This window comes from Plantibacter sp. ME-Dv--P-095, assembly GCF_030209365.1.
GTDB lineage: Bacteria > Actinomycetota > Actinomycetes > Actinomycetales > Microbacteriaceae > Plantibacter.
The window spans coordinates 201077-213854 of record NZ_JARVSB010000006.1 but is presented as its reverse complement, the minus strand read 5'-3'; the positions used below and the strand labels follow the sequence as shown (position 1 = coordinate 213854).

The window sequence follows — 12778 nt, the reverse complement described above, 5'->3', positions numbered from 1 at the left end:
ATACCAAGCTGAGGACGGACGATGACGAACCAGGATGACGACGGCGACCTTTGGGCTGCTGCGGGCGGCAAGATCATCGCCGTACACCTCAACTACCCCTCGCGGGCCGCACAACGCGGACGTACCCCCGAGCACCCCTCGTACTTCCTCAAGCCCTGGTCCTCCGTCGCCCGCAGTGGCGACACCATCGAGCGACCGGCCGGCGCGGAACTCCTCGCCTTCGAGGGTGAGATCGCGATCATCATCGGCACCGCGGCCCGGCGCGTCACGGTCGAGGACGCCTGGCAGCACGTGTCCGGCGTGACCGCCGCGAACGACTTCGGCCTCTACGACCTGCGCACGGCCGACAAGGGCTCGAACCTCCGATCCAAGGGTGGCGACGGCTACACGCCCCTCGGCCCGACCGTCATCCCCGCCGACCGCATCGACCCCGCTGGCCTCCGCGTCCGCACCTGGGTCGACGGCGAGCTCGTCCAGGAGGACACGAGCGACACCCTCCTCTTCCCCTTCGCCCAGCTCATCGCCGACCTCTCGCAGCTGACGACGCTCGAGCCCGGCGACGTGATCCTCACGGGCACGCCGGCCGGTTCCTCCGTCGTCGTCCCGGGCGACGTCGTCGAGGTCGAGGTCGACGCCCCCACCGCCTCCGGCACCCCGTCGAGCGGCCGACTCGTGACCACCGTCGTCGACGGCACCGTGCCCTTCGGCGACGTCGGCTCGAAGCCCGCCGTCGACGACCGGCAACGCGTCGAGGCCTGGGGCGATGCCGAGCTGGCGGGCGTGCCCTCCGACACGCTCGGGGACCAGGGAACGCTCACAGACCAGGGGGCCACCTCCCGGGTGGTGGAACCGCTCGATCCCGCGGTCGCCGAGCAGCTCGCGGCGGTCTCAACCGCGACGCTCAGCGCCAAGCTCCGAGCACGGGGCTACACCGGGGTCTTCGTGGAGGGCGTGCACGCCTCGCGTCCCGGAACGCGCATGGTCGGCGTCGCCCGCACCCTCCGCTTCGTCGCCCACCGGCCCGACCTCTTCGCCGAACGCGGCAACGGCTTCAACGCGCAGAAGCGCCTCTTCGACACGGTCGAGTCGGGCGAGGTCATCGTCATCGAGGCGCGCGGCGAGCGCGGCACCGGCACCGTCGGCGACGTCCTCGCCCTGCGTGCCCAGCAGCGCGGTGCGGCCGGAGTGGTCACCGACGGCGGGATCCGCGACGCCGAACAGGTGGCCGGCTTCGCGCTCCCGACCTTCTCGCAGGGACCGCATCCCTCCGTCCTCGGGCGCCGGCATGTGCCGTGGGAGATCGACGTCGCCGTCACCTGCGGCGGCGCGACCGTCCTGCCCGGCGACGTGATCGTCGGCGACGGCGACGGGGTCATCGCGATCCCCCGCGCGCTCGTCGCCGAGGTCGCCGCCGAGGCCGTGACGCAGGAGGCCGAGGACGCCTGGATCGCCCAGCAGGTGCTCCAGGGTGCCGCGGTCGACGGCCTGTTCCCGCTGAACGCCGAGTGGCGGGCACGATACGAGAGCGAGCAGGGCCGATGACCGCCGAGCGACCCACCCTGAGCAAGTCCGAGCGGGCCTACCGCTTCATCCGCGAGGGCATCGACGAGGGTCGCTTCGTCCCCGGGTACCGCCTGGTGCTCGGGCAGATCGCCGGCGAGCTCGACATCAGCGTCGTCCCCGTGCGCGAGGCGATCCGCCGGCTCGAGGCGGAGGGGCTCGTCACCTTCGAACGGAACGTCGGCGCGCAGGTCGCGCTGCTGCAGGAGACCGAGTACCTCTTCACCATGCAGACACTCGCGCTCGTCGAGGGCGCCGCGACGTCGATGAGTGCCGCGTACCTCACCGACGACCACCTCGCCCGCGCCCACGAGATCAACGAGCGAATGCGCCGCACCCTCGACGACTTCGACCCGCACGCGTTCACGGCCCTCAACCTGGAGTTCCACGCCGTGCTCTTCGAGGAGTGCCCGAACCCGCACGTGCTCGACCTCGTGCACCGCGGCTGGAGCCGTCTCAACGCGCTCCGCGATTCGACGTTCAGCTTCGTGCCCGGCCGCGCGCGGGAGTCGGTCGCCGAGCACGACGGCATCCTCGAGCTGATCGCCGCGGGAGCAGAGCCGCTCGAGATCGAGATCGCCGCACGCGACCACCGCACGGCGACCCTCGACGCGATGCTCGCCTACCAGGCCGACCACAAGCCGCCGAGCGCGGCGCCGTTGTCGTCATCGTCGTCATCCACCACCCACCGGAGGAACCACTCATGACCCAGCACGTTCCGGCAGCGCTGCCCGACCGTATCCGGCACTTCATCGACGGCGAGTTCGTCGACTCGGTCGACGGCGACACCTTCGACGTCCTCGACCCGGTGTCGAACGAGACCTACGTCCAGGCCGCCGCGGGGAAGCAGGCCGACATCGACCTCGCCGTCGCCGCCGCCAAGCGCGCCTTCGACGAGGGGCCGTGGCCGAAGCTCCTCCCCCGCGAGCGCAGCCGGATCCTGCATCGGGTCGCCGACGCCGTCGAAGCCCAGGACGCCCGTCTCGCAGAACTCGAGAGCTTCGACACCGGCCTGCCGATCACCCAGGCGCTCGGCCAGGCGAAGCGGGCCGCCGAGAACTTCCGGTTCTTCGCGGACCTGATCGTCGCCCAGCACGACGACACCTACAAGGTGCCCGGTCGCCAGGTGAACTACGTGAACCGCAAACCGATCGGCGTCGCGGGGCTCATCACCCCGTGGAACACGCCGTTCATGCTCGAGAGCTGGAAGCTCGCCCCCGCGCTCGCGACGGGCAACACGGTCGTGCTGAAGCCCGCCGAGTTCACCCCGCTGTCGGCGAGCCTCTGGGCGGACATCTTCCGCGGTGCAGGGGTTCCGGACGGCGTGTTCAATCTCGTGAACGGCCTCGGCGAGGATGCCGGCGACGCGCTCGTGAAGCACCCGGACGTGCCGCTCATCTCCTTCACGGGCGAGAGCAGCACCGGTCAGCTCATCTTCGCGAACGCCGCGCCCTTCCTGAAGGGGCTGTCGATGGAGCTCGGCGGCAAGTCGCCGGCGGTCGTGTTCGCCGACGCCGACCTCGACGACGCGATCGACGCGACCGTGTTCGGCGTCTTCTCCCTGAACGGCGAGCGCTGCACCGCGGGAAGCCGCATCCTCGTGGAGCGCAGCGTGTACGACGACTTCGTCGAACGGTACGCGGAGCGGGCTCGCAACATCGTCGTCGGTCACCCGAACGACCCGGCCACAGAGGTCGGTGCCCTGGTGCACCCGGAGCACTACGAGAAGGTCATGGGCTACGTCGAGATCGGCAAGGGCGAGGCACGCCTCGTCGCCGGGGGCGGACGGCCGGAGGGCTTCCCGACCGGCAACTACGTCGCACCGACCGTGTTCGCCGACGTCGCCCCCACCGCACGGATCTTCCAGGAGGAGATCTTCGGTCCGGTCGTCGCGATCACCCCGTTCGACTCCGACGAGGAGGCGCTCGCGCTCGCGAACGACACGAAGTATGGACTGGCGGCCTACATCTGGACGAACGATCTCAAGCGCGCACACACCTTCTCGCAGAACGTGCAGGCCGGGATGGTGTGGCTGAACTCGAACAACGTCCGCGACCTCCGGACCCCGTTCGGCGGCGTGAAGGCGTCGGGGCTGGGCCACGAGGGCGGCTACCGCTCCATCGACTTCTACACCGACCAGCAGGCGGTCCACATCACGCTCAACCAGGCGCACTCCCCGCGCTTCGGCACGGGCGGGCCGCTGCAGCCCGCCCACTGACGCGCGACCCGCGACACCCCTCTCCCATCAGACATCACGCAAGGACGCATTCATGTCGAACCCCATCACCCCTGCCGGCCCCGAGCCCGTCGTGACCGACACCGACCCGATCCCCACGCCCGGGAACCGGATCCCGACGCCCACCGCCACGCCGCCGGACATCCTGCGGTGCGCGTACATGGAGATCGTGGTGACGGACCTCGCGGCGAGCCGGAAGTTCTACGTCGAGGTCCTCGACCTCGTGGTGACGGAGGAGGACGAGCACACGGTCTACCTGCGGAGCTTCGAGGAGTTCATCCACCACAACCTCGTGCTGCGGCAGGGGCCGGTGGCGGCCGTCGCGGCGTTCAGCTACCGGGTGCGGAGCCCTGAGGACCTCGATCGGGCGGTCGCGTTCTACACCGAGCTCGGCTGCCGGGTCGAGCGACGTGCGGAGGGGTATGTGAAGGGGATCGGCGACTCGGTGCGGGTCGAGGATCCGCTCGGGTTCCCCATCGAGTTCTTCTACGACGTCGAGCACGTCGAGCGTCTGGCGTGGCGGTACGACCTGTACACGCCGGGTGCGCTCGTGCGGCTCGACCACTTCAACCAGGTGACACCGGACGTGCCGCGCGCGGTCGCCCACATGGAGGACCTCGGGTTCCGGGTGACGGAGGACATCCAGGACGAGGCCGGCACCACGTACGCGGCGTGGATGCGTCGGAAGCCGACCGTGCACGACACGGCGATGACGGGTGGCGACGGTCCGCGCATGCACCACGTGGCCTTCGCGACGCATGAGAAGCACAACATCATCGCGATCTGCGACAAGCTCGGTGCGCTGCGGATGTCGGACGTCATCGAGCGTGGACCGGGGCGTCACGGCGTCTCGAACGCGTTCTACCTGTACATCCGCGACCCCGACGGCCACCGCATCGAGATCTACACGCAGGACTACTACACGGGCGACCCGGACAACCCGGTGGTCACGTGGGACGTGCACGACAACCAGCGACGCGACTGGTGGGGCAACGCGGTCGTGCCGAGCTGGTACACGGACGCCTCGCTCGTGCTCGACCTCGACGGTGAGCCGAAGCCGGTCCTCTCCCGCACCGACGACTCGGAGCTCGAAGTCACGATCGGTGCCGACGGCTTCTCCTACACGCGGAAGGGCGACGAGGCGCAGGGCTTCAAGCTCGGCAACACCCTCTAGGACGCGTTTCGTTCGCCCATCTTTGGGCGAGCGAACGCCGCTTCGCCCAAAGATGGGCGAATGAACGGGGACTTCGCCTCCCTATGCTGGCCTGATGACGAACCCGGTCGCCTTGGAGAGTTTCTCCGGATCCGCACCCGATGCCGTGTGGGACGACGTCACCGCGCTGTTCGTGGAGGCGTTCACCGCCGAGCCCTACCTGGAGGATGCTCTCGACCTCGGGACCATCCGGCAGTGGGGTCCCGAGCACCTCGGGCACCGGGGTGGGCGGCTTGTCACGGCGTCCACCGACGGTCGCCTCGTGGGCTTCGCGCTCGCACACGGGCTCGACGCCGACCCGGCCTGGCTCGGCATCCTCGCGCAGCTCGCCGAGGGAAGCGACGCGGCGAGCGCAGCGCTCGCCCAGCCTGACGACGCGGTCGTCGTCCACGAGCTCGCGGTCACGGCGTCCGAACGCGGACGCGGCATCGGACGCCAGTGCCTCGCCGCACTGCTGCAGGATCGGACGGAAGCGCAGACGTTCATCGGCGTCTACGAGCGGGCGACCGCGGTCGCCGCGATGTACCGCCACTGGGGACTGGATGAGATCGGTCGGGTACCGATGCCGGGTGACGCGATCGCGCTGCGGGTCCTCACCGCGCCCACCGCCGAGTTGGCGGCGGAGCTCAGCGTCCCGGACCCGGAGGTGGGCGGATGACCCGGCGCACGCTCTGGCTCACCCGCTGGGAGTGGGGCTGCTGTGGTGGGCCGCTGGAACCCGGTCAACGAGTGACCCTCTCGGTCTGGCCCGTGGACGACGGGCAGCGGAGCTGGCTGACCGAAGCGGTCGGAGCGGATCTCACGGCACGGATCGACGGCGTCGAGATGCATCACGAGGAGGACCCCGCCCCGGAGCGGCTCACGGGCACTCTGGCGCGGCTGTCGACGGTGTCGATGCCCTCGCGTCTCGTCCACAGCGAACGCCCTCCGCTGCCACTCGGAGCCCTGCCTGCGGCGAGACGCCTCATCGGGCCTCCGGGGAGCGGCGTGTACATCGGCGTCCCGCACTCCCCGTTCGTGACGCACCACGAAAGCGTGCCAGGGCCGCCCGTCGTGCAGGAGACGCCGCGGATCCCACCCCGGCGCGAAACCGGAGACGCCGATGCTCGGTCGGCAGCAGGAGCCCGGTCGGCAGCACGAGCAGCGGAACAGGCGGCCTCGGACGCGGAAGCCGAAGCGCATGCAGCGCGCGGGACCGTCCCACCACCGGGCGAGGTCGAGCCCCGGCTGGTCGGCTACCTCGTCGAGCTCGACGTCGACGGAGCCTGACGCTGACGCGAACCTGATGCGTTCGCGAACCTGGCCCGCGCGGTTCAGCCCGCGAGCCCGAGGCTCCGCAGCGTCGCGTCGATCAGGCGCTCGGCCCGCGCCGGCGTCATCCGGTCGGACTGCTCAGCTGCCCGCGCCACGGCGATGCCGTCGAGGACGGCCAGGAGGAGTGCCGCGTCGTCGGTCGTGAAGGCCGCATCGGGGAAGGCGTCGGCGAGGAGGTGGCGCAACACGTCCTCGGTCCGCGCCCAGTCCGTCGCGTGGATCGCCCGGATGTCGGCGTTCGTGCTGGCCCGCGCCGCGAACGCGACCCAGACGATCCCGTCGGTGAGGTCCGAGCCCTCGATGCAGGCGATCTCGCGACAGAACACCCGGAGCCGCTCCTCGCCCGAGGTGAGGGCCTCGAGACGCTCGGCGACCCGGGCTCGGAACCGCTCGTTCACCTCGGTCATCGCCGCGACGAGCAGGCGGTCCTTCGTCGCGAAGTGATGCTGGACGGCGCCGACGGAGACGCCCGCCTCGCCCGCGACGGTGCGGATCGTCAGCGCGTCGGCCCCCTGCGTCGCCATGATCCTGAGCAGGGCGTCGACGATCCGCACCCGGCTGCCGTTCTCGTCCGCCATCGCCTCCGCTTTCACCTCGCCCTCTCAACAGGGTACGGTCTTCCCATGACCAATACGAGCGTATTGCCCGCGGCCGTGCGGCCGTCCCCGCGGATCGCCGCCCTCGACGTCGTCCGCGGACTCGCGATCCTCGGCACGCTCGGCACGAACATCTGGGTCTTCTCGCACCCCTGGGGGCTGCTCGGCATGCTCGCCGCCCCGGTCACACCGGAGACCGGCCCCGCCGCCGGGGTGACCCAGCTCGCACTCATGGCGCTCACCCAGGGCAAGTTCCTCGCCCTGCTGACCCTCATGTTCGGCGTCGGCCTCGTCATCCAGCACGACGCCGCCCGACGCCGCGGACGCCGTTGGCCCGGCCGTTACCTCTGGCGTGCCACCCTGCTACTCATCGACGGCGCGGTGAACTACGTCCTCATCGCGGAGTTCGACGTCCTCATGGGCTACGCGATCACCGGCGCGATCGTCGCCTGGCTCCTGCTCACGAGACCGAGGACGCAGCGGGTGATGATCGTCGTCTTCGGCGCGCTGCACGTCCTTCTCATCACCGCGATCGTCGCGTTCATCGCCACGACACCGTCGGCGTCAGGCGACCTCGAACTCCCCGCCGGGCCGAGCCCGTACGCCACCGACTCCTTCCTGGGGCTGGCGGCCTTCCGCCTCGACAACCTCGCGGTGTTCCGGGCGGAACCGGTCCTCATCGGGTTCCTCACCCTGGCCATGTTCCTCACCGGCGCGCACCTCTTCCGCGCCGGCGTCTTCGGTGAGACCGGCGGTCCGCTCCGACGCCGACTGATGATCATCGGCGCCTGCGCCCTGCCGGTCGACCTCGTGCTCGGCATCGCCGGAGGAACCGCGGGGCTCCTCGCCGAGCGCTATCTGGCCGCACCACTCGTCGCCCTCGGTGTCCTCGGGGCGACCGTCGAGCTGTGTCGGCGCTTCGGCACGGACGGGTGGGCCGCGCGACGCCTCCGGGAACTCGGCAAGGTCGCCCTGAGCGCCTATCTGCTGCAGAACCTCCTCGGTGGTGCGATCTTCTACGGCTGGGGCTTCGGCCTCGCCGAGCTCACGGCCGAATGGCGCGTCCCGGTCACGGTCGTCGCCTTCGTCGTGATCGCCGCCCTCGTGACCGGCTTCGCCCATCTCTGGCTCCGCCGCTTCACCCTCGGCCCCGTCGAGTGGCTCTGGAAGCGCGGTGCAGAGCTCGGAACGAGACGTTCGGACGACCGACCCTCGCTACGGTGAGACCATGACCACCGTGCACCTGACCGGCCAGTTGATCTGCGCGACACCGACCGAGGCGGCGATCGTCGAAGCGCATCTCGCGCAGCACCTCGCGCTCACCCGCGCCGAACCGGGGTGTGTGTCGTTCGAGGTCACCCGGTCGGACGACCCGCTCGTCTGGGACGTCGCCGAGGTCTTCGGCGGCGACGAGGCGTTCGAAGCCCACCAGGCCCGCGTCGCGTCGAGCGAGTGGGGCCGCGCGACCGCCGGCATCGAGCGCCGCTACCAGGTGACGCGGTCGCCAGCGGGCCAGACCGTCATCGACGTCGGTGCCGACGAGCTCGCCGACCTCCGCCGCCGACTCCGCGACACCCGCTGGCCGGAACGGTGGCCGACGGACGGTTGGGAGGCCGGCACCGACCAGGACGAGCTGCGGCGGCTCGTCACCTACTGGGCGGACGGCTTCGACTGGACAGCGCAGCAGTCGGCGATCAACGCCCTGCCGTGGCACCGGGCCGAGATCGACGGTGCGGACATCGGCTACCTCCGGTTCGACGCCGAGGCGCCGGGCGGGATCCCCATCGTCCTCACGAACGGATGGCCGAGCACCGCCATCGAACTCGTCGAACTCGCCAGGCGCCTCGCGACGCCGTCCCACTTCGGCGGCGACCCGGCGAGCGCCGTCACCGTCATCGTGCCCGCGCTGCCCGGGCTGCCGTTCTCGCCGCAGCGGCCGACCTTCGGCCAGCAGACCCATGAGCTGTGGCACACCCTGATGCACGATCACCTCGGGTTCAGCCGGTACGCCGCGCATGGCGGTGACCTCGGTGCGGGGATCACCTCGCGGCTCGGGCAAGCGCACCCCGAGGCGGTCGCTGGTATCCACCTCCTCGCGGTCGCCGCGCCACGCGAGGTCGACGCCGAGACGCTCACCGCGGAGGAGCGGGCACATGTCGCCCGGGTGGAGGTCTGGGACGCCGAGGAGGGTGCGTACGAGCATCAACACCACACGCGTCCGCTCACGCTCGCTCCCGCACTGTCCGACTCCCCCGTCGGCCTGCTCTCCTGGGTCCTCGAGAAGCACCGGGCCTGGAGCGACTGCGACGGTGACGTCTCCACACGGTTCAGCGACGACTACCTCGCGACGCTCGCCTCCGTCTACTGGTTCACGAACGCGATCGGCACCTCGCTCCGCCCGTACTACGAGTCCGCGACCGGGATCACGACGCGCGTCGACCGGGTGGACGTGCCGACGGCGGTCGCGCTCTTCCCGCACGATCTGGCGAGCCCGCCGCGCAGCTGGGCCGAGCGGAGCTACGACGTGCGCCGGTACACGGTCATGCCCCGCGGCGGCCACTTCGCGCCCCACGAGGAGCCCGAGCTCCTCGCGGACGACATCCGGGCATTCCTGGCGACGCTGTAGCGGACACACGCGCGACCAGCGCTGTCACCGGTAGGCTGCCTCGATCACCGGCCTCATGCAGCGATCCTCGCTAGACGCGCCTGAACCGGGCCGGAGCACCCCGATCCGTCACACCGCGGAGACCGCTCAGTCGTGGTCGATGGAGGAGACCGCGTCGGCCACCTGGGACTTGCCTTCGGCGACGCGGTCGTCGTCGTCCGTGACGATGCCGATGGTCTCCACGATCCGCCCCTGCACGGCCTCGAGGACGGCCTTCGGCTGCGGCGCCTCGGGCTCGCGGTCGTCGCTCCGCTCCTCGTCCTCCGGGTAGACCTGGAGCCGGTCGTCGTCGCCGTCCGCCACCGTGCGTCGGGCGTGGTCGACGCAGAGTTTGGCGACCTCCTCGGCGTGCGCGTACATGACGGAGTGCGCCGCGCCCGGGATCTCCCAGAGCCGCGAGGAGGGGAGCAGCTCGCCGACCCGCTCCACCCATTCGCGTGGAGCGACCGCGTCGTACTCGCCGCGGATCACGAGGGTGTGCGCCTCGACCTTCGGCAGCGCCTCCTCGATGGGATAGCTGAGCATCTCCGGGAGGACCCGCGAGAACCACTTGAACCCGCAGAAGACGTAGGCGCTGACGGCGAGCACCTTGACGGTGAGCGGCTCGTGCCAACTCGACTGCAGGAAGCGCACCGCCTGGGTGAGCACGCGACGCTGCCCGGGGACGACCACCGGACCGATGAGGATGAGCGTCGACAGCTCGGGACGACGCGAGACGAGGTCGCTGACCACCTGGCTGCCCATCGAGTGACCGACGATGATCGGGTCCTTCAGGTCGAGCTCGTCGATGACCCGGCCGACGAGGTCGGCGTATTCGCGGATCGTGAGCGTCGACGTCGGGTGCGGGACGCCGCCGAACCCGGGCAGGTCGAGGGCGTGCACGGGGCCGAACTCGTTGAGGTGCGGAGCGAGCCGCTCGAAGTAGGTCGAGGAGACGCCGATACCGGGGATGAGGATGAACGAACGGTCGCCGCTGGAGCCCACGGAGTTGACGCGGACGTAGACGTCGCCGTCGTACACGCGATCGACCCGCACACTCCGCTTGCGACGCTTGCGCTCGATCCTCGACATGCCCCAAGCGTACAAGTGGCGGGCACCCGGATGACGAGAGCTGTCAACCGTGCGCGATCCGGCCAGGCGGGCGCGAAGATGGGAGTGACCGGAGCGGCCATCCCTCGCTCCTCGAGAGGTGCACCATCATGACCGTCCCCCGCGTCCTCATCTCCGGAGCCAGCATCGCCGGCCCCTCCCTCGCCTTCTGGCTGAACCGCTACGGCTGGGACACCACCGTCGTCGAGCGGGCACCGGCGTTCCGCGACGGCGGCCAGAACATCGACGTGCGCGGGGCGGCCCGCGAGGTCCTGCGACGGGCCGGCCTCGAGGACGCCGCGAAGGAGGCGACGACCGGCGAACGCGGCACCCGGTTCGTGGGCGACGCCGGCGAGACGATCGCCGAGTTCCCGGTGTCCGAGTCCTCGGAGACCGACGGCGCGACGGCCGAGGTCGAGATCCTCCGCGGCGACCTGGCACGCATCTTCGTCGACGCGACCGAGGGCGCGACCACCTACCGGTACGGCGACCACATCACCGGACTCGACGACGACGGCGAGCGCGTGCGCGTGTCGTTCGCGCACGGTGACGACGAGGAGTTCGACCTCGTCGTCGCGGCGGACGGCATCCGCTCCTCGACCCGCGAGCTGGCGTTCCCGGGCGAAGCGGTCATCAGGTCCCTGGGGCTCGAGATGACGTACCTCACCATCCCCCGCGACGCCGCGGACGTCCCCTGGTGGCAGTGGTACTCGGGGGTCGGCGGCCGCAGTGTCACCCTGCGTCCGGACCGCCACGGCACCACCAGGGCCGTCCTCACGGAGGTCACCTCCGACCGCGGCGACGGGGTCGTGCCGGCACGCCGCGACCTCGAGGCGCAGCGACGGCACCTGCGGAGCCGGTTCGCCGGGCTCCCGTGGCAGGCGAACCGGGTCCTCGACGCCCTGGACCACGCCGACGACGTCTATTACGAGTCCATCGGCCAGGTCCGGACGCCGCGCTGGGCGTCCGGCCGGGTGGCGCTGCTCGGTGACGCCGCCTGGTGCGCGTCACCGGTGAGCGGCATGGGGACGAGCCTGTCGATCGTGGGCGCCTACGTCCTCGCGGGCGAGCTGGCCGCGCACGTGCACCACCGGGACGCGTTCCGCGGGTACGAGCGGATCATGCGCCCGTACGTCGAGCAGGCGCAGACACTCCCCCCGGGCACGCCGCAGCTCGCCAACCCGACCTCGAAGGCCGGTGTCGCCGCCTTCCGCACGGCACTGCGGGTGGCCGGGTCGAAACCGGCGAAGTTCGTCGGCGCACAGCTCTTCTCGCCGCCGGCCGACACGATCGACCTGCCGGAGTACGAGCACCTCGAACCCCTCCGGGACCGCGCGTGACCGACGTACCGGAAACCCGTCTCGCCGCCATCTCCCCCACGGCGACGGCGCTCGCAGGTCCCGTCGTGGCTGCCCAGGAGTGGCGACACCTCGCCTTCGTGCACTGGCGGGTCCCGGCGAGCGCCGTCGCGCCGCTCCTGCCGCCGGGCGTCGTCCCCGACGTCTTCGACGGCTCCAACTGGGTCGGGCTGATCGCGTTCGAACTGGGTGACGCCCGCATCGGACCCCTGCCGCCGTCGCCGATCGGCGGGTCGTTCACCGAGGTGAACGTGCGGCTCTACGGGGTCGACGCCGAGGGGCGCCGCGGCGTCGTGTTCCGTTCGCTCGAGGCGTCGAGCCTGCCCGCGGTCCTCGCGGCCCGGGCGATGTTCGGCCTGCCCTACGAGTGGGCGCGGACCGCGCAGCGCCCGACGACGGACGGCTGGGAGTACGCGTCCCGCCGGATCACCGCGTCACCGACGAAACGCGGTCCCGGGTTCCGGCTCGGCGTCGACGTCGACAGCACCACGACCGTCGACGACGAGCTGTCGCGGTTCCTCACGGCGCGCTGGGGTCTGTTCCAGAGCCGCTTCGGGCGGACGCAGTGGTTGCCGAACGAGCACGAGCCGTGGGTACTCCACCCGGCGCGGGTGACCACGCTGCGCGACGAGCTGACGGCGGCGGCGGGTCTCCCCGGCGTCGTAGAGCGGGAGCCCGACTCCGTCCTGTTCAGTCCGGGCGTGAACGCCCGCTTCGGGATCGGGTCGTTCCTGCGCCCCTGAGCCC

12 protein-coding genes are annotated in these 12778 nt (G+C 71.0%); 10 read left to right on the top strand and 2 right to left on the bottom strand.

Annotation, left to right across the window (positions count from 1 at the left end):
* Positions 1-21 precede the first annotated feature (21 nt).
* The 6 genes from QRN26_RS09350 (at position 22) to QRN26_RS09325 (ending at position 6278) form a co-directional block, all read left to right on the top strand.
* Positions 22-1542, top strand: coding sequence for a fumarylacetoacetate hydrolase family protein (locus tag QRN26_RS09350; protein ID WP_285036337.1), 1521 nt, complete (start codon positions 22-24; stop codon positions 1540-1542).
* Positions 1539-2267 carry a GntR family transcriptional regulator gene (locus QRN26_RS09345; RefSeq protein ID WP_285036336.1) on the top strand — a complete coding sequence of 243 codons (729 nt, stop codon included), beginning with the start codon at positions 1539-1541 and terminating at the stop codon, positions 2265-2267. Before QRN26_RS09350 ends, QRN26_RS09345 begins: the two co-directional genes overlap by 4 nt.
* Entirely contained in the window at positions 2264-3778 is a 1515-nt protein-coding gene (gene hpaE, locus QRN26_RS09340; RefSeq protein ID WP_056009187.1) for a 5-carboxymethyl-2-hydroxymuconate semialdehyde dehydrogenase, read from the top strand. The genes QRN26_RS09345 and hpaE overlap by 4 nt, the downstream gene beginning before the upstream one ends.
* 52 nt (positions 3779-3830) lie before the next feature.
* Positions 3831-4970, top strand: a complete 1140-nt coding sequence (gene hpaD / locus QRN26_RS09335) for a 3,4-dihydroxyphenylacetate 2,3-dioxygenase (protein WP_285036335.1) — start codon at positions 3831-3833, stop codon at positions 4968-4970.
* A gap of 94 nt (positions 4971-5064) precedes the next feature.
* The gene (locus QRN26_RS09330; protein WP_285036334.1) at positions 5065-5667 is read left to right on the top strand and encodes a GNAT family N-acetyltransferase; all 603 of its coding nucleotides are present in this window, start codon (positions 5065-5067) and stop codon (positions 5665-5667) included.
* Positions 5664-6278 carry a DUF6578 domain-containing protein gene (locus QRN26_RS09325; RefSeq protein WP_285036333.1) on the top strand — a complete coding sequence of 205 codons (615 nt, stop codon included), beginning with the start codon at positions 5664-5666 and terminating at the stop codon, positions 6276-6278. Before QRN26_RS09330 ends, QRN26_RS09325 begins: the two co-directional genes overlap by 4 nt.
* A 44-nt stretch (positions 6279-6322) precedes the next feature.
* Here the strand turns inward: QRN26_RS09325 and QRN26_RS09320 are convergent, their stop codons facing one another.
* Entirely contained in the window at positions 6323-6901 is a 579-nt protein-coding gene (locus QRN26_RS09320) for a TetR/AcrR family transcriptional regulator (RefSeq protein ID WP_285036332.1), read from the bottom strand.
* A 45-nt stretch (positions 6902-6946) separates the two neighbouring features.
* Between QRN26_RS09320 and QRN26_RS09315 the strand changes: the two genes are divergently transcribed.
* Together QRN26_RS09315 and QRN26_RS09310 are read left to right on the top strand one after the other, a co-directional pair.
* On the top strand, positions 6947-8143 hold the full coding sequence (locus QRN26_RS09315; RefSeq protein WP_285036331.1) for a DUF418 domain-containing protein: 1197 nt from the start codon (positions 6947-6949) through the stop codon (positions 8141-8143).
* Positions 8144-8147: 4 nt separating this feature from the next.
* The gene (locus tag QRN26_RS09310) at positions 8148-9545 is read left to right on the top strand and encodes an epoxide hydrolase N-terminal domain-containing protein (protein WP_285036330.1); all 1398 of its coding nucleotides are present in this window, start codon (positions 8148-8150) and stop codon (positions 9543-9545) included.
* A 126-nt stretch (positions 9546-9671) separates the two neighbouring features.
* Here QRN26_RS09310 and QRN26_RS09305 read toward each other — a convergent pair whose 3' ends face one another.
* The gene (locus QRN26_RS09305) at positions 9672-10655 is read right to left on the bottom strand and encodes an alpha/beta fold hydrolase (RefSeq protein ID WP_285036329.1); all 984 of its coding nucleotides are present in this window, start codon (positions 10653-10655) and stop codon (positions 9672-9674) included.
* A gap of 128 nt (positions 10656-10783) precedes the next feature.
* On the opposite strand from QRN26_RS09305, the gene QRN26_RS09300 reads away from it, so the two are divergent.
* Both QRN26_RS09300 and QRN26_RS09295 read left to right on the top strand, forming a co-directional pair.
* Complete coding sequence (locus QRN26_RS09300; protein WP_285036328.1) at positions 10784-12013, top strand: FAD-dependent monooxygenase; 1230 nt, start codon at positions 10784-10786, stop codon at positions 12011-12013.
* Complete coding sequence (locus tag QRN26_RS09295) at positions 12010-12774, top strand: YqjF family protein (protein WP_285036327.1); 765 nt, start codon at positions 12010-12012, stop codon at positions 12772-12774. Before QRN26_RS09300 ends, QRN26_RS09295 begins: the two co-directional genes overlap by 4 nt.
* The last annotated feature ends 4 nt before the right edge of the window (positions 12775-12778 follow it).